At 40.9% G+C, this 21,887-nt stretch carries 28 protein-coding genes; 15 read left to right on the top strand and 13 right to left on the bottom strand.

Annotation, left to right across the window (positions count from 1 at the left end):
- Nucleotides 1-143 precede the first annotated feature (143 nt).
- Nucleotides 144-887: a flagellar basal body P-ring formation chaperone FlgA gene (gene flgA / locus I3259_RS07940; RefSeq protein ID WP_238029122.1), complete on the bottom strand. Its 744-nt coding sequence runs from the start codon at nt 885-887 to the stop codon at nt 144-146.
- Nucleotides 888-1,038: 151 nt separating this feature from the next.
- Between flgA and flgB the strand changes: the two genes are divergently transcribed.
- From flgB to I3259_RS07880, 12 genes are all read left to right on the top strand, one after another.
- Nucleotides 1,039-1,401, top strand: coding sequence for a flagellar basal body rod protein FlgB (gene flgB, locus I3259_RS07935; RefSeq protein WP_238029121.1), 363 nt, complete (start codon nt 1,039-1,041; stop codon nt 1,399-1,401).
- 2 nt (nt 1,402-1,403) lie between these two features.
- Nucleotides 1,404-1,838 carry a flagellar basal body rod protein FlgC gene (gene flgC / locus I3259_RS07930; protein ID WP_238029120.1) on the top strand — a complete coding sequence of 145 codons (435 nt, stop codon included), beginning with the start codon at nt 1,404-1,406 and terminating at the stop codon, nt 1,836-1,838.
- Nucleotides 1,838-2,515 carry a flagellar hook assembly protein FlgD gene (flgD, locus tag I3259_RS07925; RefSeq protein ID WP_238029119.1) on the top strand — a complete coding sequence of 226 codons (678 nt, stop codon included), beginning with the start codon at nt 1,838-1,840 and terminating at the stop codon, nt 2,513-2,515. The genes flgC and flgD overlap by 1 nt, the downstream gene beginning before the upstream one ends.
- 69 nt (nt 2,516-2,584) lie before the next feature.
- Nucleotides 2,585-3,781 carry a flagellar hook protein FlgE gene (gene flgE, locus I3259_RS07920; protein WP_238029172.1) on the top strand — a complete coding sequence of 399 codons (1,197 nt, stop codon included), beginning with the start codon at nt 2,585-2,587 and terminating at the stop codon, nt 3,779-3,781.
- 12 nt (nt 3,782-3,793) lie between these two features.
- Nucleotides 3,794-4,525: a flagellar basal body rod protein FlgF gene (locus I3259_RS07915; protein WP_238029118.1), complete on the top strand. Its 732-nt coding sequence runs from the start codon at nt 3,794-3,796 to the stop codon at nt 4,523-4,525.
- A 35-nt stretch (nt 4,526-4,560) separates the two neighbouring features.
- Entirely contained in the window at nt 4,561-5,346 is a 786-nt protein-coding gene (gene flgG, locus I3259_RS07910) for a flagellar basal-body rod protein FlgG (protein WP_045186484.1), read from the top strand.
- Between the two features lie 9 nt (nt 5,347-5,355).
- Complete coding sequence (flgH, locus tag I3259_RS07905; RefSeq protein ID WP_005364296.1) at nt 5,356-6,024, top strand: flagellar basal body L-ring protein FlgH; 669 nt, start codon at nt 5,356-5,358, stop codon at nt 6,022-6,024.
- Nucleotides 6,024-7,145, top strand: a complete 1,122-nt coding sequence (locus I3259_RS07900; protein WP_275949782.1) for a flagellar basal body P-ring protein FlgI — start codon at nt 6,024-6,026, stop codon at nt 7,143-7,145. The genes flgH and I3259_RS07900 overlap by 1 nt, the downstream gene beginning before the upstream one ends.
- Before the next feature lie 9 nt (nt 7,146-7,154).
- Entirely contained in the window at nt 7,155-7,637 is a 483-nt protein-coding gene (locus I3259_RS07895) for a rod-binding protein (protein WP_238029117.1), read from the top strand.
- A 5-nt stretch (nt 7,638-7,642) separates the two neighbouring features.
- The gene (gene flgK / locus I3259_RS07890) at nt 7,643-9,010 is read left to right on the top strand and encodes a flagellar hook-associated protein FlgK (protein ID WP_238029116.1); all 1,368 of its coding nucleotides are present in this window, start codon (nt 7,643-7,645) and stop codon (nt 9,008-9,010) included.
- Between the two features lie 10 nt (nt 9,011-9,020).
- Nucleotides 9,021-9,920 carry a flagellar hook-associated protein FlgL gene (gene flgL, locus I3259_RS07885; protein ID WP_045082418.1) on the top strand — a complete coding sequence of 300 codons (900 nt, stop codon included), beginning with the start codon at nt 9,021-9,023 and terminating at the stop codon, nt 9,918-9,920.
- Nucleotides 9,921-9,934: 14 nt separating this feature from the next.
- Nucleotides 9,935-10,984, top strand: coding sequence for a flagellin (locus tag I3259_RS07880; protein ID WP_238029115.1), 1,050 nt, complete (start codon nt 9,935-9,937; stop codon nt 10,982-10,984).
- A gap of 17 nt (nt 10,985-11,001) precedes the next feature.
- Here I3259_RS07880 and I3259_RS07875 read toward each other — a convergent pair whose 3' ends face one another.
- Nucleotides 11,002-11,298 carry a metalloregulator ArsR/SmtB family transcription factor gene (locus tag I3259_RS07875; RefSeq protein WP_238029114.1) on the bottom strand — a complete coding sequence of 99 codons (297 nt, stop codon included), beginning with the start codon at nt 11,296-11,298 and terminating at the stop codon, nt 11,002-11,004.
- A gap of 110 nt (nt 11,299-11,408) precedes the next feature.
- Between I3259_RS07875 and I3259_RS07870 the strand changes: the two genes are divergently transcribed.
- Entirely contained in the window at nt 11,409-12,305 is an 897-nt protein-coding gene (locus tag I3259_RS07870; RefSeq protein WP_238029113.1) for a permease, read from the top strand.
- A gap of 3 nt (nt 12,306-12,308) precedes the next feature.
- On the opposite strand, the gene I3259_RS07865 is transcribed toward I3259_RS07870, so the two are convergent.
- On the bottom strand, nt 12,309-13,016 hold the full coding sequence (locus tag I3259_RS07865) for an SDR family NAD(P)-dependent oxidoreductase (protein ID WP_238029112.1): 708 nt from the start codon (nt 13,014-13,016) through the stop codon (nt 12,309-12,311).
- Nucleotides 13,017-13,087: 71 nt separating this feature from the next.
- Nucleotides 13,088-13,369, bottom strand: coding sequence for a hypothetical protein (locus I3259_RS07860; RefSeq protein ID WP_238029111.1), 282 nt, complete (start codon nt 13,367-13,369; stop codon nt 13,088-13,090).
- Nucleotides 13,370-13,763: 394 nt separating this feature from the next.
- Between I3259_RS07860 and I3259_RS07855 the strand changes: the two genes are divergently transcribed.
- Together I3259_RS07855 and I3259_RS07850 are read left to right on the top strand one after the other, a co-directional pair.
- Nucleotides 13,764-14,516, top strand: coding sequence for a class I SAM-dependent methyltransferase (locus tag I3259_RS07855; RefSeq protein WP_275949783.1), 753 nt, complete (start codon nt 13,764-13,766; stop codon nt 14,514-14,516).
- 166 nt (nt 14,517-14,682) lie between these two features.
- Complete coding sequence (locus tag I3259_RS07850; RefSeq protein ID WP_238029110.1) at nt 14,683-14,958, top strand: hypothetical protein; 276 nt, start codon at nt 14,683-14,685, stop codon at nt 14,956-14,958.
- Here I3259_RS07850 and I3259_RS07845 read toward each other — a convergent pair.
- The 9 genes from I3259_RS07845 to fliD all read right to left on the bottom strand — a co-directional run bounded on the left by I3259_RS07845 (nt 14,955) and on the right by fliD (nt 21,552).
- On the bottom strand, nt 14,955-15,248 hold the full coding sequence (locus tag I3259_RS07845) for a hypothetical protein (RefSeq protein WP_045082413.1): 294 nt from the start codon (nt 15,246-15,248) through the stop codon (nt 14,955-14,957). The genes I3259_RS07850 and I3259_RS07845 overlap by 4 nt on opposite strands.
- A gap of 65 nt (nt 15,249-15,313) precedes the next feature.
- Nucleotides 15,314-16,312, bottom strand: coding sequence for a flagellar motor protein MotB (locus tag I3259_RS07840; RefSeq protein ID WP_238029109.1), 999 nt, complete (start codon nt 16,310-16,312; stop codon nt 15,314-15,316).
- Entirely contained in the window at nt 16,312-17,169 is an 858-nt protein-coding gene (gene motA, locus I3259_RS07835; RefSeq protein WP_005364325.1) for a flagellar motor stator protein MotA, read from the bottom strand. The genes I3259_RS07840 and motA overlap by 1 nt, the downstream gene beginning before the upstream one ends.
- A gap of 9 nt (nt 17,170-17,178) precedes the next feature.
- Nucleotides 17,179-17,907: a FliA/WhiG family RNA polymerase sigma factor gene (locus tag I3259_RS07830; protein WP_238029108.1), complete on the bottom strand. Its 729-nt coding sequence runs from the start codon at nt 17,905-17,907 to the stop codon at nt 17,179-17,181.
- A gap of 7 nt (nt 17,908-17,914) precedes the next feature.
- Nucleotides 17,915-18,403: a flagellar basal body-associated FliL family protein gene (locus I3259_RS07825; protein WP_238029169.1), complete on the bottom strand. Its 489-nt coding sequence runs from the start codon at nt 18,401-18,403 to the stop codon at nt 17,915-17,917.
- A gap of 24 nt (nt 18,404-18,427) precedes the next feature.
- Nucleotides 18,428-19,516, bottom strand: coding sequence for a flagellar hook-length control protein FliK (locus I3259_RS07820; RefSeq protein WP_238029107.1), 1,089 nt, complete (start codon nt 19,514-19,516; stop codon nt 18,428-18,430).
- Nucleotides 19,517-19,519: 3 nt separating this feature from the next.
- A complete protein-coding gene (locus I3259_RS07815) occupies nt 19,520-19,822 on the bottom strand; it encodes a hypothetical protein (protein WP_238029106.1) in 303 nt (100 codons plus the stop codon).
- The gene (fliS, locus tag I3259_RS07810; protein WP_238029105.1) at nt 19,809-20,204 is read right to left on the bottom strand and encodes a flagellar export chaperone FliS; all 396 of its coding nucleotides are present in this window, start codon (nt 20,202-20,204) and stop codon (nt 19,809-19,811) included. The genes I3259_RS07815 and fliS overlap by 14 nt, the downstream gene beginning before the upstream one ends.
- A gap of 13 nt (nt 20,205-20,217) precedes the next feature.
- On the bottom strand, nt 20,218-21,552 hold the full coding sequence (fliD, locus tag I3259_RS07805; RefSeq protein ID WP_238029104.1) for a flagellar filament capping protein FliD: 1,335 nt from the start codon (nt 21,550-21,552) through the stop codon (nt 20,218-20,220).
- Between the last annotated feature and the right edge of the window lie 335 nt (nt 21,553-21,887).

Below are 21,887 nucleotides of genomic sequence, written 5' to 3'. Positions count from 1 at the left end.
ATCTCTCATTAACATTTAGATACGATATTGAGATAAAATTCCCGTATTGATAAACGGTATAGATTGTAACGATATAAATACCTAAAAATCCGTCAAAATATTATTGTTTATTCTTAAGGTGAGCGGCATCTTTTTGGCGTGTTTTAAAATATTGTTTCTACTTTTCCTTGGGCAAAAACACGAGCATGAATGACTTTTTGAGTCGCTGTATTTTCCACTTTTATTTGTTCGTGCATTTTTCCATGTTCTAACGCCATTCCTTTGGTTGATGCTTCAAACTTACCTTTTTTAGCGACAATCAGTACTTGATCCCCTTTATTAATTAAAAACGGCTTTTTTAACAAGTTTTCAGTGATTAGTTGCCCTTGGCGAATTCGACGGATGGTATGTAAGCCTATCACTTGATCTGCATCAGTGATGATGTTTTTAGGTGCTTTAAGTTGCAGCATTTGGCTATCGAGCATGTCCCTCGTAATAAGCTCATCGCGATGAATTAACGTGCGAGCTACCATTACTGGAAGTGTTAATTGGACATAAACCGTTGCATTGAGTCGCCAGTTCACTGTTGGGCTTTCACACTTAACTTGTCTTTTTAATCTGCCTACAGGCTGCGATTGATTATCTTGGCTAGCAATGATGAAGGTAGTAGGACAAACAGGTAATGAGGCTGCTGCGGCTGGCAGCTGTACTTTAATTTTACTGATTACGTTCGACCAATGATGACGCTCACTATATTGCTGGATATCTTTATTGATTGTTTCTATTAGGTGTTCTGTTAATGCGTTGGTATCGAGTTTTTGTGCTTGAGACGTCAGATTTTGTTGCTCAGCATTAGCCCAGCATGAAAGCAGTAAACAAAGTAATAAAGTAAGGCGTAAAAAAGTCACAGATTTTCCTTTCCGTACTGTTTCCCTGAGGGGGAAGTTCCTGTTCCGTTATGGTTTTAACTTATTGAATATTAATGCTTATCGTTATGGCACGCATTTTGGATTAATTCACTCTATTACAATCTTGGTTGTACTGTTTAAGGAGTGGTTAATGGCAATAAGTTTTGAAAATGCACTCGGTATTCATCCTCAAACGCTCGATTTTCGGGTGCAAAGAGCCAAGGTGCTTGCCAGTAATTTAGCAAATGTCGATACCCCTGGATACCTAGCAAAAGATATTCGCTTTGATGCCATTGTAAGTCAAATAGAGGTTGGAAAAGTACAAAAATCCCCGACCCAATTGGTGGTGTCTGATGGTTACGCTGTGCCTTACCAAAATTCGAAAGATGGCAATACGGTGGAGCTCAGTGTTGAACAGGCAAAGTTTACGAAAAATAACATGGATTTTCAGAGCAGCTTAACGTTTATGAATATGAAATTTAAGGGTTTAGCTGCCGTGATAAAAGGACGTTAATAATGGCATTTACTGATATTTATTCCATTGCGGGCTCCGCAATGAATGCGCAAACCATACGTTTAAATACTGTCGCAAGTAATTTAGCGAATGCCGATGCAGTTGCTGCCAATGCCAACGATGCTTACAAGGCGTTAAAACCTGTATTCGCCACAGTTTACAACAAAACTCAATTAACTGGAGATCAAGCCGACTATCCGAGTGCTGAAGTACGCATTATGGATGTGGTTCAACATGCTGGAGAGGCTGAAAAACGCTTTGAGCCGAGTAACCCACTGGCCAATGAAGAGGGGTATGTATATTACCCTGATATAGATGTAGTCGCAGAAATGGCTGACATGATGTCAGCCACCCGCAGTTTTGAAACCAATGTCGAAGTATTGAGTAATGTGAAAAGCATGCAGCAAGGGTTGCTTCGTTTAGGTGAGGGTAACTGATGGCCATTGCACAATTTAACGCACTGAGTACCGATGTGCCTGCGATTGAATCGACCAATATGGCTGTGGCGGGTAACCCAAATAATGCTAACGATGCTAACTCATTAAAAAATGAATTCATTAATTTAATGGTTGCTCAAATCCAAAACCAAGATCCGTTAAATCCGCTTGATGGTACTGAATACGTCGGGCAATTAGCGCAATTTTCTCAAGTAGAAAGTACTGAGAACATGGCGAAGTTGATGCAAAACAGCATGGTTTTACTGGATAACATGCAAGTTCTGTCAACGGTTGGGTTAGTAGGGCAAACCGTTTATGTTGAAGGTAGTGAGGTTGAATTAACGGATGCTAAGCAGCAAGGGCGAATTGAATTAGATCATGCATCGAGCACCGTCTCGATTGTTCTAACTGATCAACTTGGTAACAAGAAAATCATGCCGTTAGGCCCTAAAAATAAAGGTGAAGTGGAATTTACGATTGATCCTAACGCATTGGGTTTAGCTAAAGGGCAATATCAAATCAGTGTTGAGGTGGCGAAAGATTTACCACAACCCAATGTTTTGCTCGCAGGAGAAGTGTCACAGGTTCGCGTGCCTTCTAATGGCGGAGCCGCGTTGGTAAATGTTGAAGGTATTGGTCGAGTACCGTTTTATCAAATTAGCCAGTTTGGCGAGTAAATCTATTTACGCTTTCGCTTGGTTTTAACCATGAATGAAAGAAATCAAGGAATGAAGAAAGAGGAAGTTATGAGTTTTGATATCGCATTAAGTGGATTAGACGCAACCAATGTTCAGTTAAATACTATTAGTAATAATATTGCCAATGTTTCTACCTCGGGTTTTAAGGAGTCACGAACTGAATTTTCAGCGGTATACAATGGTATGCAAGCAGGAGGGGTTGAAGTTGCTGCTATTTCGCAGAACTTTGATAAAACAGGTTCAATTTCCGGGACTGGTCGACCGTTAGATCTGGCGATTTCGGGAAGCGGATTTTTTGTTACTAAAGATCATACTGGGCAAACCTTATATACCCGTTCAGGTGTGTTTGGTTCTGATAAAGATAACAACATTGTTAGTAATAATGGTGCCAAACTTCAAGGCTATACCGTTGATGCGAATAATAATTTACAAGCAGGCGCAGTCGGTAATTTAAAAATCACCACCGCTTCACTGCCGGCAAAAGCGACAGATGAGCTTGCTTTTGTGGCTAACTTAGATGCCCGTTCGAGTGTGATTGATCCTGCTATTAATCCTTTCGATCCTAATGCGACTGACAGCTTTAACTCTTCTTATACTTCTAAAGTTTATGACTCTTTAGGTAATCCTCACACCGTTACACAGTACTTCACCAAAACCAATGCTAATGAGTGGCAGGTGCATGTGGTCGTTGATGGCGCGGCTACCCCGACGCAAACCCAAAATGTTGTTTTCAATACCGACGGTACATTGCAATCACCAACGACTCCTTTTGCTGTAAATTTCAATCCTGCAGGTGCGGATGCGGCGAATATAAATATTGATATTGCAGGCACAACTCAGTTTGGCGCTAATTTTGGCGTGAGTACCAATGCGCCTAATGGTTATACCTCAGGTGAGCTGGCTGGTGTGCGTGTTGAAGACAACGGGATGGTATTTGCCGCATACACGAATGGTCAATCTCAGTTGCAAGGTCAGGTGATGCTGGCTGATTTTGCCAACCCTCAAGGATTGGTAAAAACCAATGGCACTTCTTGGATCCAAAGTTTCAGTTCGGGGGCTCCTGTTAATGGTGCGCCAAGTACGGGTACTTTAGGTGGATTAGTTGCTGGCGCATTAGAAGGGTCAAATGCTGATCTTACCAGCGAACTGGTAAGCCTAATGACCGCTCAGCGCAACTATCAAGCCAATGCCAAAACTATTTCGACGTCGGATAAATTAACTCAATCACTCTTTAACGCGGTGTAGTGAGAGGCTGTTATGGATAGCTTTTTATATACCGCAACCAGTGGCGCAAGCCGAGTGATGAAAGCGCAACATGTGCGATCAAATAACTTATCAAATGCAGATACCGCTGGCTTTCGTGCGGATATGGAGCGAGTGAAAAGCATCCCTTTACAGGGCGCGGGTTTTGATGGTCGCACCATGGTTGTGACTAACTCAGCAGCGACACGCTTTGATGCTGGGGATGTAATTAAAACGGGGCGTGCACTGGATATTGCCATTAATGGTGATGGCTTTTTTACCGTACAAACTGTCGCTGGTAATGAAGCCTATACCCGTGCTGGTAACATTCGTGTTGATGAGCAAGGCATGATGCGCGTTAACGGTTTTCCATTGATGTCAGAAGGGGAAGCCTTAGTGCTACCAGAATATCAAAATGTGGAAATCAGCGATAAGGGTGTCGTGTCAATCGTGCCGCTAGGTGGTGGTGCTGAACTTGAAGTTGGACAATTAAAGTTGGTTAATCCGGAATTTAATCAACTGCAAAAACAAAGTGATGGCTTGCTACACTCAGTGAATGATCAAGTTTTTGCTCAAGACCCGAGTGTGGCTATGACGGCAGGACATTTAGAAGGCAGTAACGTGTCTGCGATTAATGAGCTCGTTAGTGTGATGTCGCTGACTCGTAACTTTGAAATGCAAGTGCGAATGATGAAAACCGCAGAAACATTAGCACAAGCAGGAACCCGCTTAATGAACCCACGTTAATCACGTAGATAGCAATAATTACAAGGAGAGTCATCATGCATTCAGCACTTTGGGTCAGTAAAACAGGCATGGCAGCACAAGATACAAAAATGACTGCGATTTCAAACAACCTTGCCAATGTTAATACGGTAGGCTTTAAACGTGATCGTGTTGTTTTTGAAGATTTGTTTTACAGCATTCAACGTCAACCTGGGGCGCAAGTTGATCAGTTAAATCAGTTACCGAGTGGAGTACAGCTTGGTAGTGGAGTACGTGTAGTCGGCACACAAAAAGTATTTACTCAAGGGAATTCACAAAATACCCAACAACAGTTGGATCTTGCAGTAATGGGCTCGGGCTTTTTCCAAATAGAGAATTCCGATGGTGAAGTGATGTTTAGCCGAAATGGACAGTTTCACGTTAACTCTGAAGGTTTAATGGTGAACGGACAAGGTCTACCACTTCAACCGCAAATTCAAATACCTGAAGAAGCGAATACGATATCTATTGGCGTTGATGGCATTGTCACGGCGACGCTTGCAGGGGATCCAGAGCCTCAAGAATTAGGGCAAATTACCTTGGCGAAATTTATTAATCCAGCAGGTTTAGAAGCGATTGGCGGTAATCTTTATAAAGAGACACAAGCCAGTGGTCAGCCGCAAGAGATGATTGCAGGCACTGATGGAGCAGGCAGTTTGAAACAAGGTGCGCTAGAAGGCTCAAACGTGCAAGTAGTTGAAGAAATGGTTGATATGATCACCACTCAACGCGCTTATGAAATGAATGCCAAAGTTGTTTCTGCCGCTGATGACATGCTGAAATTTGTCGCTCAAGCCGTGTAAGGAGTGAGGATGAAGACGCTTTTAATGCTGCTATGTTTTCTCTCTTTTGTATCAGGTTGTGCAGTGCGTGAAGAATTTATTCCGCCTGAACCTAATGATGCTGCATTTGCGCCACCGGATCTTGATTACAGCTTACCTGAAGCCAAGCATGGCAGCTTGTATCGCCATAATTATTCGATGACCTTGTTTCAAGATCGCCGTGCCTATCGGGTCGGCGATGTATTAACGGTAGAGTTGGATGAGCAAACGCAGTCAAGCAAAAAAGCCAATACCAAGTTTGGTAAATCCTCCTCTATTGAATTTGCAGCGCCAACATTAGGTAATAAAACCTTTGATGATCTCTCTGCCAGTGTCAGCGGTGATCGTGGTTTTGATGGCACAGCTGCCAGCACTCAAGGTAATAAGCTGCAAGGGGCAATCACTGTCACTGTGCATAAGGTATTGCCTAATGGCGTGTTGATGATCCGTGGTGAAAAGTGGATCCGACTAAACCAAGGGGATGAATACATACGCTTAACGGGCGTGGTTCGGGTTGATGATGTTAATCGTCATAACCAAGTGTCTTCTCAACGTATTGGTGATGCGAGGATCACTTATTCTGGCAGAGGCGCACTGGCTGATAGCAATGCTGCTGGCTGGTTAACACAATTTTTCACTAGCCCATGGATGCCTTTTTAATGAAAAAAATAGTTTATTTTATCCTGTCTTTTTTGTGGGTAGCGTTGGGTTGGATGCCGCTTAACGTTAGCGCTAAAACAGCAGTACCTATGATGGATTTAGTGGATGTGCAAGGCATACGCTCAAATCAGCTGGTGGGTTATGGTTTAGTGGTTGGTCTCGATGGCTCAGGAGATCGAAATCAAGTGAAATTTACCAGCCAGTCTATCACCAATATGCTGCGTCAATTTGGGGTACAGATTGGCGATAGGATCGATCCAAAGCTTAAAAATGTCGCTTCAGTGAGTGTGACGGCTACCGTTGAAGCGATGGCGGGACCCGGTCAAGAGCTCAATGTTGTTGTTTCATCTATTGGTGATGCAAAAAGCCTACGTGGCGGTACTTTATTATTGACGCCACTTAGAGGTATCGATGGTGAAGTTTATGCTGTTGCACAGGGGAATGTTGTTGTTGGAGGGGTAAAAGCAGAAGGGCAAAGTGGCTCAAAAATCACGGTCAATACACCCACAACAGGACGCATTCCTAATGGTGCAACGTTAGAGCGAGAAATACCGACTGATTTTAATAACAGCAGCATAGTCACGTTAAATTTACGCCAACCGAGCTTTACCACAGCGAAAAATATTTCCCGTGCAATAAATGCGACTTTCGGCCCAAAAGTAGCGACTGCGATCAGTAAAGGTCGAGTGGAAATGCGTGCGCCACAAGACTTACAACAGCGGGTGACTTTTATGTCGATGTTGGAAGACTTAAAAGTGATGACAGGGAGAAAAGCTGCGCGGGTGGTATTTAATGCGAGAACAGGAACGGTCGTGGTTGGCAAAAATGTCCGTGTTAGTGAAGCGGCTGTGAGCCACGGTAATCTTACCGTGACGATTTCAGAAAGTGATCAAATCAGCCAGCCAAATGCCTTTAGTCAAGGTACAACAGAGCGAGTCAATAATTCCACTGTCGATATCAACCAAGATGAGGCACAAATGTATATTTGGCCTGAAGGAACTGAGATTAATACTATCGTAAATGCCGTAAACAGCTTAGGTGCGTCACCTGATGATCTTATGTCTATTCTGCAGGCGCTACATGAAGCAGGCGCATTGAATGCAGAGCTGGTAGTGATTTAGGAGAGTTAGATGAAGATCGACGACAATATCAGCACAATTAACAAAAATAATGTTCTATACCATGATAATAATGGTTTGCAGCAAATCAAACATTCGCTATCTGATGAGCAAGGTTTAGAGGTGGTTGCTGGGCAATTTGAAGCGATGTTTTTACAAATGGTTTTACGCCAAATGCGAAGTAGCAGTGATGTCTTGGCTGATGAAGATAATCCATTTTCCAGCAAACAACAGAGCGTCTATCGCGATTTTTATGATGGTCAGTTGGCAATTGAAATGGCGAAACAACAGCAAACAGGCATTAAAGAAATGTTGATGAAACAGTTAAATCCTAACCAAGGATTTAATGATGTTCAAAATAGTGCCGCATTAACTCATCAAGTACTGGAAAAACAAGACACACCAAAGCCTGTTAACAATGAAGCGGCCAATCAATTGGCAATGCGAACGTGTACTGCTTTTCAACAATCATTGCAATCTTACAAGGAGCAGTAATCGCTATGAATATGATTAATATTGGTTTAACAGGATTAAATGCCAATAAAACGGCGCTTGATGTTACTGCTCATAATATTGCTAATGTTAATACGCCAGGATTTAGTCGACAGCAGGCGATGATGAGTGCTCTTGCTGGCAACGATATATTAAGTGCGGGAAGTGGTGTTGACGTTGCCAGTATACGTCGTATATCAGATCAATTTATTGTAAAACAAACATGGGCTGCAACCAGTCAACAAGCAGCAAGCAATACGAATTTAGACAATATGACGATGCTCGAAAGCCTATTAGGTGGAGAGGGCTTTAATATTAGTGCTGGTCTTGATTCTTTATATTCGGCGTTAAATGACGCGACGCTTAAACCGGAATCTACCCCTAATCGCCAGCAAATTATTAATGAAGCTAAAGCGTTATCTCGTCGCTTTAATACCTTGTCTGAATCTTTACATGGTCAGGGTAAACGTATTAGTGACAAGGCCACGGCGTCTATTGAGCATGCAAATAGCTTAATGAGTAACATTGCTGATATAAACCATCGCGTTGTTGAGACACAAGCGACAGGCGGTAATCCTTCTCAGCTTATTGATGAACGTGATGTATTAGTTAAGCAACTTTCTGAAGTGGTAGAGATAAGTTCAACCCAGCAACCAGATGGTAGTCTACAAGTTACTCTGGCATCGGGTCAGCCCTTAATCCTAGGTAGTGATGCTGCGCAATTAAAATCTACTCCGATAGTTAATGAGCCGTTTATTAAGAACATTGAAATTGATTTTTCTGGGCAAACTTTTGCAGTTACAGGTGAGTTAGGAGGGCAATTAGGTGCATTTGATAACTATCTTAAAGACACCTTAAAACCGACCCAACAAGCTCTTGATGAGATGGCACAAAACCTAGCAACCGAATTTAATCAGGTACTAGCGACGGGTTTTGATTTAAATGGTAATCCAGGCCAAGCATTGTTTTCATTTGATCCCAATTCGCCAGCAGCCAGCCTTGATATCACAGCGATCACACCAGCTGAGCTGGCATTATCTTCAGATGGGACGCCGGGTAACAGTGATACGTTACAAGCCTTGATTGATTTGTCGACAAAACCAATGGTGATCACTGGGTTAGGTAGTGTGACCTTGAATGATGCATTTGCTTCTATGGTGGGTAAAACAGCAATAGAAACGCGACAAGCCGCAGTTGATCAAAAAGCCGCAGAAACCTTATTTAGTCAAGCCAACGCAGCACGAGATAATTTAAGTGCGGTTAACAGTGATGAGGAAGCGGCAAATCTAATGACATTTACCAATGCTTATCAAGCAAACATGAAAGTGATCAGTACAGCCAATGAACTGTTCGACTCAGTATTACGATTATTGTAAGGGATGAATGATGAGAGTCAGTGATACGCAATTTAGCCAGCTAATGTTAACCAGCCTATCAAAAAATAACCAAGGCTTAGGTGAAGTGTTAGCGCAGATGTCAACAGGTCAGCGCTTACTCAAATTATCTGATAACCCAATTGATTCTATTAATTTATTGAATTTAGACCGTGAAAATAGCGCGATAAATCAGTACCAAGATAACATTAGTAATGTGAAAACCGCGCTATCTTCGCAAGAAGTTCATTTAATGGCCGCAAGTGATACGTTAAAGGATATGCGAGATACGTTGTTATTAGCGTCAAATGGTGCCATATCAGATGCTGATAGAGAAAGTTATGCCAATAAATTAGTCAGCTTACGTGATGCTTTTATGTCTTCATTTAACGTTCAAGATGAAGAGGGTAATTACCTTTTTTCCGGTACTCAAAGTGATGTCCCAGCGATTACAGCTCAACCTGCTGGTGGCTATATTTTTGAAGGTAATAGCGATAAGCGCGTAGTGACGGTAGCCAAAGGCGTTACGATGGAAGCAAATTTTGCTTCACAAGAAATGCTCGATCTTGGCGGTAATAATATCTTAAATCAGATTGACGCAGCGATAACCGAGTTACAAGCCCCGACAGCAAATCTCAATAACACCTTACAAGCAACGTTAAATACTCTAGATATAACGCATGATAATGTTTTAGCAGCAGTAACCGATATTGGTGGGCGTCATAATAATTTAGATTTAATGGAAACCAGCCATGGTGATAATAAGTTATTTGTTGAAGCTGTCACCAATGATCTAGAAGCGTTGGATTATGGTGAAGCATCGGTTCGTTTAAATAATTATATGGCTGCGCTTCAGGCTACACAGGCAAGCTACATGAAAATTAACGACCTTTCATTGTTTAATCGATTGTAAGGTAGCAAAGAATTATGGTGACAAGTACATCGGAAGTCAGAACTCAGAGTATAAATTTTGCTAATGCGAGCAAGAAAGCTGCCATTGTTCCGTCAGCCGCAGACACAATCGATACCAAGAAAATCGCTGGTTCGAACTTAAAACAATTAAGCTATCAGCACGATGGATATACGGTTTCCAAAACTTTACTTGCCAAGGGGCAGCAGCAAGTAACATCGGTACAAATAGCACAACAAGCTTTAGGCGTTGTAGGGCGGGACTTACAAGCAATAAAGAAGATCTTAAGTACTGAGCTTATTGCTCAACGCGCTGTTGCTCCGTCAGCTCAAAACAATGCGAATCATCATCTTGATTCGATAAAACACACATTGAATAACGCTAAGAGCGACGGACTTCGTGTTATTGATGCAGAGCTAAAAGTTAATATTGATAGACCAATAACACGTACATTTTCTGTTCCCGGTCTGAATGTTCAGCGCCAGCGAGAGCACAGTGAGTTGATTAAATTAAGCTTTCAACAGTTGGGAACGGTTGTTGTGAATATGGATGCGAAACTAAGTGATAAAGCCTTAGTTTCGCAAATAGATCGTCATGTGATCCCTTTTGGTCTTCGAGCATCGCAACAAGATAACGGCGATATTGTATTTCGAACCAATGAGCAAGGTTTTCAAGGGTTGGAAGGAAAAGTTCAGGTAATTGGTCAAGGGCATCGATACCCTGCAGGGCAGGCCAATACCCTGACGATTAAGCCTGAGCCTGAAGGTATTGAAGATAGTCAATTTACTTTTAATAACCGTGAGCAAATTCGCGATACTTTAGTTAAAGTGAACCAACATTTACGGCAAGTGCAACAAAGCCTTGATGATATCAAAGCTTATCAGGCGGTATTGGCTAAACAAATGGCAGATGCGAAGGCAAACACGTCGCTGGGCGATGTTAAGCAAGTAGAAGAAAAGCTTAGCCAACTCTCGGGGGCTGGAAACCAGCAATTTAGTGCAACGTATCGCTCTTTAGCAGCACAAGCGAATGTACATCGTCATACCGTTGTCGCTTTATTGAAATAATGTCACTGACTACATGTTTATTTCTGACTTTCGTCTGCACAACATTCATCTTGAAGGTACGCAATCACTGAATCCAGTTTCTGATATTCAGCGACACAAAACAAAATTCGTCCTTCTCTGCGTTGTGAAATGAGCCCCGCAGAGGCCAGCCCAGCAATATGATGAGAGAGGGTTGAGCCTGGAACGGAAAGCTTTTCTTGTAATCCCCCAACAGCAATACCTTGTTGACCCGCTCTAATCACTGTTTTGTAAATCATCAATCTTGTCGGGTGTCCTAATTCTTTCAATGCCTTAGCAATGATTTCTGTATTCATTGTGAGTACCTTTACTGACTTTATATTTCGATAATACTAGAAATAACTTGATCTATCCAATAAAGGTCAATTATATTTCGATTATTCTAGAAATATAGGTTGGTGCTGTGATGTTAAAAGATACGTTAGAGATGTTCCTCTTTTTGGCGACTGAGTTAACGCTACTGTTTTTGTTGATTAGTTTTTTGGTTGGTGTATTACAAAGCTATATTCCACCGGCAAAAATTCAGAGAATATTAAGTGGAAAGAAAGGTAAGGGTTATGTTGTTGCTGCATTATTAGCAGCTATTACTCCGTTTTGTTCTTGTTCAACAATCCCGTTTTTAAAAGGATTACTTAGAGCTAAAGCGGGCTTTGGCACCATGATGGTGTTCCTTTTAGCAAGTCCTCTGCTTAACCCCGTTATCATTGGTTTATTTGTCGTAACCTTTGGTATTAAAGTTGCGGCATTCTATTTTGTGATGGCGATGGGTGTATCTGTTATTGCCGGCGTGCTCTTAGAAAAGCTCAATTTTGAACGCTTTGTAAAGCCAGAAGCCTATACTGAACCTGAGTCATCATGTGGTGCTAAAAGCTGTGGTGGGGTAAAAGTAGAAACCAATAAATGGAAAAAAATCTGGAATACAACATGGAAAGACTTCAAAAAAGTACTGCCTTACTTAATCGGTGGTATTGCTATTGGCTCATTGATTTATGGTTTTATGCCAACTGAGTTCATCGCGAAAATCGCAAGTGATAATAATCCATTTGCGATTCCGGTAGCGGCTGTCATTGGTATTCCATTATATATTCGTGCAGAAGCCGTTATTCCATTAAGTGCTGCTTTAGCTGCAAAAGGAATGGGATTAGGGGCGGTGATGGCATTAATTATTGGTAGTGCTGGCGCAAGTTTAACAGAAGTTATCTTATTAAAATCGATATTTAAAACACCAATGATTATTGCTTTTGTTGCGGTTGTTTTAACCATGGCTATGAGTTCAGGTTACTTATATAGCTGGATTTTTTAATCCTTACCATGGAATTTCAGTGCCATCGTAACTGAAGAATTTTCCATTATCTTTTAAGCTCAGTCGCTGTAGCAAGTTAATTAATGCTGCAGCGACTTTTTCTGGCGTTTGTAAATTACCTTCTGGCACGTTGCGCTGAAAAGGCTTTGATAAGTTTGTGTCTGTAGTACCGGGGTGAAAAGCGAATACACAGGTATTAAATTTTTTATTTTTCCATTCAATACTAATGGTTTTCAAAGTCATATTTAATGCTGCTTTTGAACTTCGGTAACTTATCCATCCACCTATATTATTATCTTCAATACTGCCAATTTTTGCCGAAACAGTAACAAAGTAATTCAATGTTTTTGATTTTAATTTAGGAGATAAGTGCTTAGCGATGAGCAGTGTAGGTAATACGTTCGTTGCGATGTTTTGATTGAAAAAATCACTATCAAATTGAGTAATCGTTTTTTCTGGCATCGTATCGCCATTGTGTAACATGCCAACCGCATTGATCACGATATCAAGCTGGCCAACTGTTTCTGATAATTTAGCCACATCAGAATCTTTGCTGACATCAGCACGATGCCAAGTAAGTTGAGGGTGTTCAATAGTTGGATGGCTGTTGTGGTATGTCGCATGGATATGATTGACTGCATCTTGGCTTAGATATGCTTTTATTAAGGCTGAACCGATGCCACCTGTGCCACCTAATATCAATATATGCATAAAGAGAAACTCACCGTATTGAAATAACAAAGTATCTATACGATGAGTTTAGCTAAATAGTTTTGTTTTAATTACTTACGCTTAAAGTAATCTCGAATAGATTCGATAATGCTTAAAACAATATAGAATGGGTTTGACGCTCTGTTATATTCTTCTAATACGTAAATATAGTCTGACTTGTAGTGCTCTACTGCTTCTTCACTTGTTTCTGCATAGATCACATCATCTAAGACTTCAAAGCCTTGAGACAGTAATGTTTCTTTCTCTTTCATAAATGTCGAAGATGACATATCAAGAAAAGTGTATTGTTTTCTGTCGTTGTTAAGCGTAAAGAACTGAAATTTAATCGTCATAATTATTCCTCTATATTTCACCAAGCGTATAAAAATTGAAAACGAAAGTTTGAGTAATACGTCTTTGGTTCTGCAAATACATTGAAATAATATTTAGCTATAGCGTTCTGATTAAATTTGGCTGTAAAAGTATGCTTTTATACTATGTGATCAATAACTAGACAAACAAGGGAAAGCTTCTCAGTTTTATTTGTAAGAGGATGTAAATCCCTTAGCGATGATCATCTACATAGCGTGTTGTTAGAACTCTTATTAAAGGGATGCGCTCAATTAATATTACTTTTACAGTGTTTAGTAAATAAAATTTATCGTAATGATAAAAATCTATGTTTTTGAACGAGTGTCAATTACTATACTATCCGCGCCAGTTAATAACCCTACACGGTATAAGATATTGGCAACAACCACTTCTACAGCGCTGTATACAGATCTATCTTCTTACTATGATTTAATGTGTGCTGATATTAATTATCAAGTTCAAGCAGAGTGTATTCGTAGACTTCACCAGCTTTTTGGTAATAAAGGTACACGCCATTTAGATTTAGCCTGTGGTACAGGGCCTCATGTTCGTCACTTTATTGATCATGGCTTTCAAAGTTCTGGCTTAGATATCAATCAGCCAATGCTTGATCTAGCAAAACTTCGCTGTCCAGAAGCCGACTTTGTTTTGCAGAATATGTGTGAATTTAAAGTGGATCAGCCATTGGATTTGATCACCTGTTTCTTGTATTCCATTCATTACAGCGACGGTCTTGTCAATTTAACGCGCTGTATTGAAAGTGCACATGCGGCGTTAAAAGAAGATGGTATATTTTGTTTCAATGCGGTTGAAAAGAACTTAATCAACAATAGTTACTTTGTCAGCCACAGTGTTGAACATGATAACAGCCGCTTTACTTTCAGCTCTGGTTGGTATTATCAAGGTGAAGGTGAAAAACAAGCGCTGAAATTGAGTATTGAAAAAGCGGATACACTCAATACTGAAATTTGGCATGATGAACATCCAATGGTTGCGGTGAGCTTTATTGAACTTCAAGCGCTACTTGAGCCATATTTTGATGTTCATATGTTTGAACATGACTACGAGAAACTCATTCCTTGGAATGGGGAATCAGGTAATGCAATCGTCGTGTGTGTGAAGAAGTAACGATTAAAGGGTCATCCAGCAGTGATTAATGGTTACTGTTGGGTAACCCGTTTTAGATTTATCCATTTGCATTTTTTATTTAATTGTTTTGCTTCAATTAATGCTGAAGTCATTCTATGGTAATTTACATATTCGTTTATAAAGCACAATAACGAATACAGAGCTGATGAATAAAATGAAGCATGTCGAAAATAAACTGGGCTTATGTATTGCCTGCATTGTTTTAGTTTGTGTGATTGCAACAATAGGAAACTCGACTAACACGCCGTGGTTACAGATGCCGTTTGAAGCATTCAATGGCATTGCATTTAGTTTTGGTTATTTCTTTCGTTTATCTGCTATGTGGGCGTATGCATGTAGTAGTGTCTTTTTTATCTCATTGTTTGCGGTTAGCTTTTGGCTAGGGAAAATAGTGGTAAGATTTTTTTGTCGTCGACGTTAAGCCACTAAAAAGAAGAAATATAAAAAGCAGACGAAAGCGAGCAATATAGCTGAGATGATAGGGTAAATAATGTAGCTGTCATCTATTCTATTCGCACGATGAAAACAAAAAAACGCTAATAAACCATTATAAAAGATCAATAACAGGCTGATCATTGTGCCAGTACGTAAGTCGAGCGAGCCTAGTTGAAATAGAAAAAAAGACAGCAGAATATAATCAATGACGATCAGCCATAGAAAAGTCTTTTGTAAATTATCAGCTTTACGCTGTTTTATTTGTGTATGAGTCATTGGGCACACATCCACTAAAATCTCACCAAAACCGAGCATTGCATTCAATATTTATAAAAGATAGCTTATAAATTAGACACGACGGGCTGTATTTCTTTTGGTTGGGTAACTGAATGGTTTATATAGTCGCTACGTAGCACAGGTTGATTAAAACGTGCTTTTTCGTAAGCTTTATCAATTATGTTATCAGGATTTCCTGTACCAAATAGGGCATCTACAACGCTGGCTGCAGGCGTGGTTAAGATAAATAACTCAATCCGACGGTTTTCACTGGCATTAGGGGATTGCTTGTTCAGTAGGGCGCGTTCTGCCATTGCTGCTACTTGAAGTACTCGATTGCTTGGCATGCCGCCAGCAATGAGCGTCTGTCTTGCGACATTGGCACGGGAAGAGGAGAGTTCCCAGTTTGATCTATTACTAAACTGGCGTTTAAACGGAGTCGCATCAGTATGGCCACTGATGATCAGTGAATTGCTGATTTGTTTAAAAATAGGGGCAATACTTAATAATACATCTTCAAAAAAGGGGGTTAAATTAGCACTGCCACGATGAAACATATTTTGTTTGAAGTCATCTTGTAAAATAATCCTCAAGCCTTGCGGTGTAACATCAACCGAAATATTACCTTGAGCTGATACTTGCTTAGCGGTTTCTTCAACGACCGAAGCAAGGATAGCTAATTGCTCTTGGGTTTCAAAACTACCTGGAATTAACGCATCACTCTCTGGCCCATCACCGTTACCATCAAAAAACGATTTTATTGTCATCGCTGCATTGTGAGAGCTTAGATCAGCAGCTTCGCCACCGAAATCAATAGGGGATAAGCTGTTGGCGGTATCAAAAGGATTGCCAGCCCCTTCGTCAAAAACGCTGGCACTATTTACGTAAGCGACAATAGCTTTACGTTCCTTTTGATCAACTACTTGCATCAACCAAAGCACTAAAAATAGTGCCATAAGAGCAATCATAAAATCAGCAAAAGCGACTTTCCATGCGCCACCGTGATGTTGATGTGAATGTCGTTTTGCTGCGCGTTTAAAGACGATCTGCTCTGTGTTCTGCATTATCCCTCCTGTTCAGTTAGCCACCTCTCCATTTCGTTAAATGTAGGTTTAATGTCTAGCTGAATATGTTTTCTTCCTGCGTCAATAGCTAATAAGGTCGGCTTTTTTGCGACATAGGCGACAAGTGTTGCTCTTATACATTCAAATGCTGACATATTACGTTTAACACGCTGTGCCATGGCATTACTGGCAGGATCAAGAATGCAATAACAACCAAAAATCCCAAGAAAAGTACCGACTAATGCGGCTGCAACGTGATAGCCGATCATGGCGATAGAGCCATCAATGGCTTGCATGGTAATGATGATCCCCATGACAGCCGCCAAAATACCAAATCCAGGTAAGGCTTCTGCGGTACGTTGCATAGAACGTGAAGGCAAGAGTAAGTCTTCTTCTATTGCACTGATTTCTTGTTCTAATAACCCTTCAAGTTCATAAGGCGACATTTGTCCCATTGCCATTAAACGTAAATTGTCTGTAATGAAAGAAATAACATGATGATCATGCTTAATGAGAGGGTAACGATTAAAAATTGTGCTGCTTTGAGGAGACTCAATATGCTCATCGAGTGCTTTAAAGCCTTTATTACGAACGGTATCAAGCAAGGTTTGCAGTAATGCCATCAATTCCATGTAGTACTGAGCCTCATTATTACGAGGCGAGAGTACTTGACGAAATTGTTGGCGCATTTCCTTTAATACATGCGGTGGATTACCAATGATCAACGAGCCTAATGTAGCTCCGGCAATAATTAAAAATTCAGCAGGTTGCCAAATCGCACGTAAATTTCCGCCAGCCCAAACGTAGCCACCAAAAACACAAATAATAATGATGATGGCACCGATAAACTTTTGCATACACAGCTCCTAAGCCGATAAATTGTGATTGAGGGATTTCAGTGCTTGTTTATGCAGCTGACAAATACGCGGTGGAGTAAGGTTAAGCACTAACGCTATCTCATGCAGATTGAGTTCATGTTGATAAAATAGGGTCAGCAACAACTGCTCTCGTTTTGATAATTGCGTTAAAGCGTATTCCAGTGTGCGACGCATATGTTCATGTTCAACACCGTTATATTCCAACGGTGCATCTAGCTCTTTACCTGCCTCTAGCAATTGGTCAAGGCTTTGCATTTCACTTGCCATACTGGCTTGTAAACGCAGTTGATAATTTTCACTATCAATCCCAAGCGCAGATGTGATCTCAGCTTCTGTGGGTTGTCGGCCAAGTTGCTTCATTAAGTCACGGGTGATGTCGTTAAGTTCATGGGCTTGCTGGCGTGTATGACGAGAACGCCAATCTAGTCGCCGCAGCTCGTCTAAAATCGCACCACGAATACGACATACAGCAAACGCTGGAAATTGAGGATCTTCGACATTGCCATAACGTCGCGCCGCTTCTAACAGCCCAATCAGTCCAATTTGTTGCATGTCTTCATAACTGCAATGTGAGCTAGTATGGTGACGAAGTTGATTAACCACTCGCTTAACTAAAACAAGGTGATGACGGATTAATAAATCTTCATCAATATGATCCTGTTGCGGCGATGGGGCTGTGCCGGGTTCATAGTGAGTGGTTGGGTTGTGATCAAGCATACTCACCTCATTGTTGAATGACGTATTTGGTAAAAAGCACATCATCGATATCACGAGCGATCGTGGTATTGGCAAAGGCTGCGGTCAGGGTTTGTTTTACTTCTTGCTGTAATTGATCGATAGATTGCTGGTTTTGTAACTCTTCATACTTTTTCTTACTGAACATTTTTAATAATGCATTGCGAACGAGTGGCATATAACTATCGATTTGTTTTATTCGTTCGGGATAGTGGGTTTGGACTGCTAGCTCAATCATCACATAATGAGTTTGGCGTTCGCCTTTTACACTGACAACGACCTTATCGAGAGGGTGAAAAGCAGGCTGTGCCGTGGCTTCTGGCTCTGATTGAAAGACTTTTGTGATCCATGAATCTATGTTTGGAGTGGACGTATTATGTTGGCTATACCATAGGGTGGCGCTAAAAGTGGCAACAGCAACAATAATGCTGATCAGCAATATGATAAAGAGGTTAGAAAGCGTTTTGTTATTAGTCATCATCCTGATCCTAAATAAGAAAAATTATGCGAGCGTGGATAGCCAATGCTCATTAGTTGTTGAGGTTTCAACGTCTGCTGATGACGAGGAAGTGATTACCCTATGATCGTTATCATCTTGGGTTGAATGTTGTGCGGTTTGATCTGAATGGGAATGTTGCTTACCTTGGCTGATGTTGACATCGACACTGACAAACTGCTGCTGGAGATCATGACGTAAACGTTCAGATACTTGGTTAAGTGCATCACGTACTGCAGTGTTATTAGCACTGATTTGAACATTCAACTTATCGCCATCCATTTTGACGATCAGATCAAGTTTGCCAAGATCCGGTGGATCTAAACGAATACGTGCTTCTTGCATGTTTTGTGTCGCTTGAAGAGAAACGCGATCTTGTAGAATATTCAGCATTTTCTCACCCCATTGTGGAGATTGAGGATCAACACTTATGGGAGCCCAATTCACACGATTAACCGTTATGTTGGTTTGTGTTTGTGCTTGAGCAGATAAAACTTGTTCGACTGCTGTAAGATTTTGAACCGATTGTGCAGCGGGCATTTCACCATTGAAAACCGGTGTTTTTACCGCGTTCAACGATGACATTTGTTCTAAGGCTGAACTTGGTAGTGAAGTCATTGTTAGTGGTGCGATTACTTCCTTAATAGGATTATTTGCATGGTTAATCGCAGATGTATTGACACCGTCTAGCATCTGATGAGAACTTGATAATGCACTCTTAAGATCTGGTTGCTGCGTAAATGAAGCAGAGGACAGTGTGCTTGTGGTTGACTGCGTAGCTAAGTGATTAAGTGAAAAATTACCTATGATTGGTGTAGTTACGGTTGTTTCAATTTCACTTGGCGGTACCGGCAGCAATGTTTGATGTTGCGATACTGTTGCTGAGTCTATCTGTTCAAGATCTGTTGTATTGGCATTGCCTAATAGTAGCTCTGGTAACGTACTTTCGCTTTGCTGGGAAAATGTTTTTAATGTTTTCGAGAAACCTTCTTGCCCTACTGTAGCGTCTGAGCTTTCAACAAGCATCCCAGCTTGTTTGATCTCAGATGATGACGATACATTGTCAATTTTGGTGAGCGCAGTATTAATTAACATTGTTCACTCCATATTGTTGGCTGACTGATAAGCCTCAAGGCGTTCTTTTTCCTTGTCAGCAGTTGCTATTTTTTGTTGTAGTATTTGTTGTGCTTGTTGTAACGCAAGATAGGCTTGGCGATGTGCAGCCATTAACGCCGTTATTTGTACTTGCTGTTGCGCTGTTTTAGGTTTCGATTTAAGCGGTAGTAACAGCGTACGTAACACATCATCAAGCTGCTGTAAGCGAGACCAATTTTCAGTCTCAGCAGCTTGCTGAATTTTTGCTGTGAGCATTTTTATCGATATGGAATTATTTGGCTGCATGCTGCCCAAACCCTTGCCAGCCTTCTCGAATGTTGTTCATCACTAAAGTGACATTATCGAGGTGGGAGATATCGTTTTTGACACTTGCTTGGTAAAGTTCAAGCTGACAAAATTCATAAAGATCATGCAAATTAGCCGCAATTTCATCGCCAAGCTCTAAATCTAATGCACTATCTAGCCCTATTAAGATGTTCATGCATTTATTAATGCTGATCCCCTTGGCATCGAGTCGTTTTGCTTCGATATGTCCTTGTGCACGGATCAGTTCATCTTGAAAGCCATCAATGAGCATCAAGACTAATTGATGAGGGGAGGCTGAAGCGGCTTGTGCATCCAAGTCGACTTGTTGATATGAATTAAAACCTGCATCTTGCATTAACATTGTTGTACTCCTTTTAACCAAATAAACCTTGGGTTTGCTGCATTTGGGTCATGATTTGATTCATTTGGGTGAATTGTTTGAGGTAGCGGGTGTAAGTCATGTCGTATTTACGATCGAGAGTGACTTGCTTATCGTCGATACGATCGATGTTGTTTCGTAATGCTTCTTTGCGAGAAGTGAACATCCCAGAAGAGAACTGGAGAAAAGGTTTAAGCGAATCTTCTAATGAATCGAGTAAATTACCATCGCCGTTAAACATGGACTCAATGGTTGTCCCCATGGTTTGCTGTGCGTTTTTAAAACTATCTTTATCGACTTCAAGTTTGCCTTCACGATTAAGGCTAATTCCAATTTCTGACAACCTTTTTCCTTCAAATTGATCGCGTAATAAATTGTTTAATTGCGATTCAATAGATCGAAGGGTGGGATCATTCGCCAGTGCGCCGCGCTTAGTGTCTGCTGATCCTGTCTGGGTATAACTATCAAGGGTACTCATCACTTTGTTATAGCTTTCTATAAAAGTATTAACTTGTTCTAAAGTAGCGTCCTGATCGGCATCGATAGCCATGGAAAGAGCGGGGTCGCCAGAGGTTTGTGCTTTAGTCGCAGTGATATCAATACCATCAATGACATTTGAAAAGGTATTACTGCTATTGGTCAGTTTTAAGCCGGTCGTTTCAGCACCCAGCCAAATCACTGCGTCTTGTGGCGCACTTATTTCAGTTAAGTTAGTAAACGCATCATCAAACCATGTTGTGCCTGTACTCGAAGAAACACTTAATGTGTTCGCAACCCCTGTTTCGTTACTTGCTAACATGAAATGAGTTTGACCACTGGTACGAACTAACGTGGCATTGACTCCGGGGTTATCGGGGTGGTTATTAATCGCTGTTGTGAGCTCTGATATAGTGGATTGCCCATCACTATCGCTATCGATTGTTGAAAGGTCGAGATCAAGAGTTTGACCATCGACAGTGAATGAAAGTGTTCCTGTATTAGGTACAGAAGTCGTTGACTCTAAATTCGCTGGCATCCCTGTTTTTACCTGATGCGCACTAGCAATTTGCTCAACAAAGACCTGATAACTGCCACTTAACGCTTTTGCATTTGCACTGACGGAAAAATGGCTGTCGTCACTTAATGTTGCTCTATTTTGAATAATACTGGTTGTTGAACTGTTAATGTCCTGAATCGTCGAGCGAAAATCACGTAGAGCAGATTCTACTTTTCCCAGTGCAGTTAATTGGCTTTGGTATTTATCTGCTTGAAATTGGGCGCGTTGTTGGAATTTTTGTGTATCTGCCGTTGCAAGGTTCTGTGCCATTTGCGCTGGATCAATTGTATTCATCTAATGCTCCTTAAGTGACTAGCTATATTCGCAAGAGCTATGCCAAAACTTTATCTATATAAATCATTTAAAAAACAGGTGGTTATGGTTGGTGTGTTAGGTGGCGGAAATGTGATTTCCGTTTGTTATTTCCTGCTTTATTCCTATGTTCCGTTTATTAACCAAAGGCTTACTAATAGTTCGATTTACTGTATATCGACTAACTGGCATTTAATAATGGCTACAAAAATGTATGGTCCGCCCCGTTATTGCAACTACAATATTAGTAATAACGGAGTTGGTTTGCGCTAATGTATTCGGAGTCGAAATTAGGCATATTAATGTCCTAGCTCCAC

Origin of the sequence: Photobacterium sp. Ph5, assembly GCF_022129445.1 — a bacterium.
Taxonomy (GTDB): Bacteria; Pseudomonadota; Gammaproteobacteria; order Enterobacterales; family Vibrionaceae; genus Photobacterium.
This window is presented reverse-complemented; position numbering and strand designations above follow the sequence as displayed.

Excerpts from the sequence above, each read along its gene's own strand:
- flgB (WP_238029121.1), top strand. The coding sequence starts at position 1,039 with ATGGCAATAAGTTTTGAAAATGCACTCGGTATTCATCCTCAAACGCTC.
- flgC (WP_238029120.1), top strand. The coding sequence starts at position 1,404 with ATGGCATTTACTGATATTTATTCCATTGCGGGCTCCGCAATGAATGCG.
- flgD (WP_238029119.1), top strand. The coding sequence starts at position 1,838 with ATGGCCATTGCACAATTTAACGCACTGAGTACCGATGTGCCTGCGATT.
- flgE (WP_238029172.1), top strand. The coding sequence starts at position 2,585 with ATGAGTTTTGATATCGCATTAAGTGGATTAGACGCAACCAATGTTCAG.
- I3259_RS07915 (WP_238029118.1), top strand. The coding sequence starts at position 3,794 with ATGGATAGCTTTTTATATACCGCAACCAGTGGCGCAAGCCGAGTGATG.
- flgG (WP_045186484.1), top strand. The coding sequence starts at position 4,561 with ATGCATTCAGCACTTTGGGTCAGTAAAACAGGCATGGCAGCACAAGAT.
- flgH (WP_005364296.1), top strand. The coding sequence starts at position 5,356 with ATGAAGACGCTTTTAATGCTGCTATGTTTTCTCTCTTTTGTATCAGGT.
- I3259_RS07900 (WP_275949782.1), top strand. The coding sequence starts at position 6,024 with ATGAAAAAAATAGTTTATTTTATCCTGTCTTTTTTGTGGGTAGCGTTG.
- I3259_RS07895 (WP_238029117.1), top strand. The coding sequence starts at position 7,155 with ATGAAGATCGACGACAATATCAGCACAATTAACAAAAATAATGTTCTA.
- flgK (WP_238029116.1), top strand. The coding sequence starts at position 7,643 with ATGAATATGATTAATATTGGTTTAACAGGATTAAATGCCAATAAAACG.
- flgL (WP_045082418.1), top strand. The coding sequence starts at position 9,021 with ATGAGAGTCAGTGATACGCAATTTAGCCAGCTAATGTTAACCAGCCTA.
- I3259_RS07880 (WP_238029115.1), top strand. The coding sequence starts at position 9,935 with ATGGTGACAAGTACATCGGAAGTCAGAACTCAGAGTATAAATTTTGCT.
- I3259_RS07875 (WP_238029114.1), bottom strand. The coding sequence starts at position 11,298 with ATGAATACAGAAATCATTGCTAAGGCATTGAAAGAATTAGGACACCCG.
- I3259_RS07870 (WP_238029113.1), top strand. The coding sequence starts at position 11,409 with ATGTTAAAAGATACGTTAGAGATGTTCCTCTTTTTGGCGACTGAGTTA.
- I3259_RS07865 (WP_238029112.1), bottom strand. The coding sequence starts at position 13,016 with ATGCATATATTGATATTAGGTGGCACAGGTGGCATCGGTTCAGCCTTA.
- I3259_RS07860 (WP_238029111.1), bottom strand. The coding sequence starts at position 13,369 with ATGACGATTAAATTTCAGTTCTTTACGCTTAACAACGACAGAAAACAA.
- I3259_RS07850 (WP_238029110.1), top strand. The coding sequence starts at position 14,683 with ATGAATAAAATGAAGCATGTCGAAAATAAACTGGGCTTATGTATTGCC.
- I3259_RS07845 (WP_045082413.1), bottom strand. The coding sequence starts at position 15,248 with ATGACTCATACACAAATAAAACAGCGTAAAGCTGATAATTTACAAAAG.
- I3259_RS07840 (WP_238029109.1), bottom strand. The coding sequence starts at position 16,312 with ATGCAGAACACAGAGCAGATCGTCTTTAAACGCGCAGCAAAACGACAT.
- motA (WP_005364325.1), bottom strand. The coding sequence starts at position 17,169 with ATGCAAAAGTTTATCGGTGCCATCATCATTATTATTTGTGTTTTTGGT.
- I3259_RS07830 (WP_238029108.1), bottom strand. The coding sequence starts at position 17,907 with ATGCTTGATCACAACCCAACCACTCACTATGAACCCGGCACAGCCCCA.
- I3259_RS07825 (WP_238029169.1), bottom strand. The coding sequence starts at position 18,403 with ATGACTAATAACAAAACGCTTTCTAACCTCTTTATCATATTGCTGATC.
- I3259_RS07820 (WP_238029107.1), bottom strand. The coding sequence starts at position 19,516 with ATGTTAATTAATACTGCGCTCACCAAAATTGACAATGTATCGTCATCA.
- I3259_RS07815 (WP_238029106.1), bottom strand. The coding sequence starts at position 19,822 with ATGCAGCCAAATAATTCCATATCGATAAAAATGCTCACAGCAAAAATT.
- fliS (WP_238029105.1), bottom strand. The coding sequence starts at position 20,204 with ATGTTAATGCAAGATGCAGGTTTTAATTCATATCAACAAGTCGACTTG.
- fliD (WP_238029104.1), bottom strand. The coding sequence starts at position 21,552 with ATGAATACAATTGATCCAGCGCAAATGGCACAGAACCTTGCAACGGCA.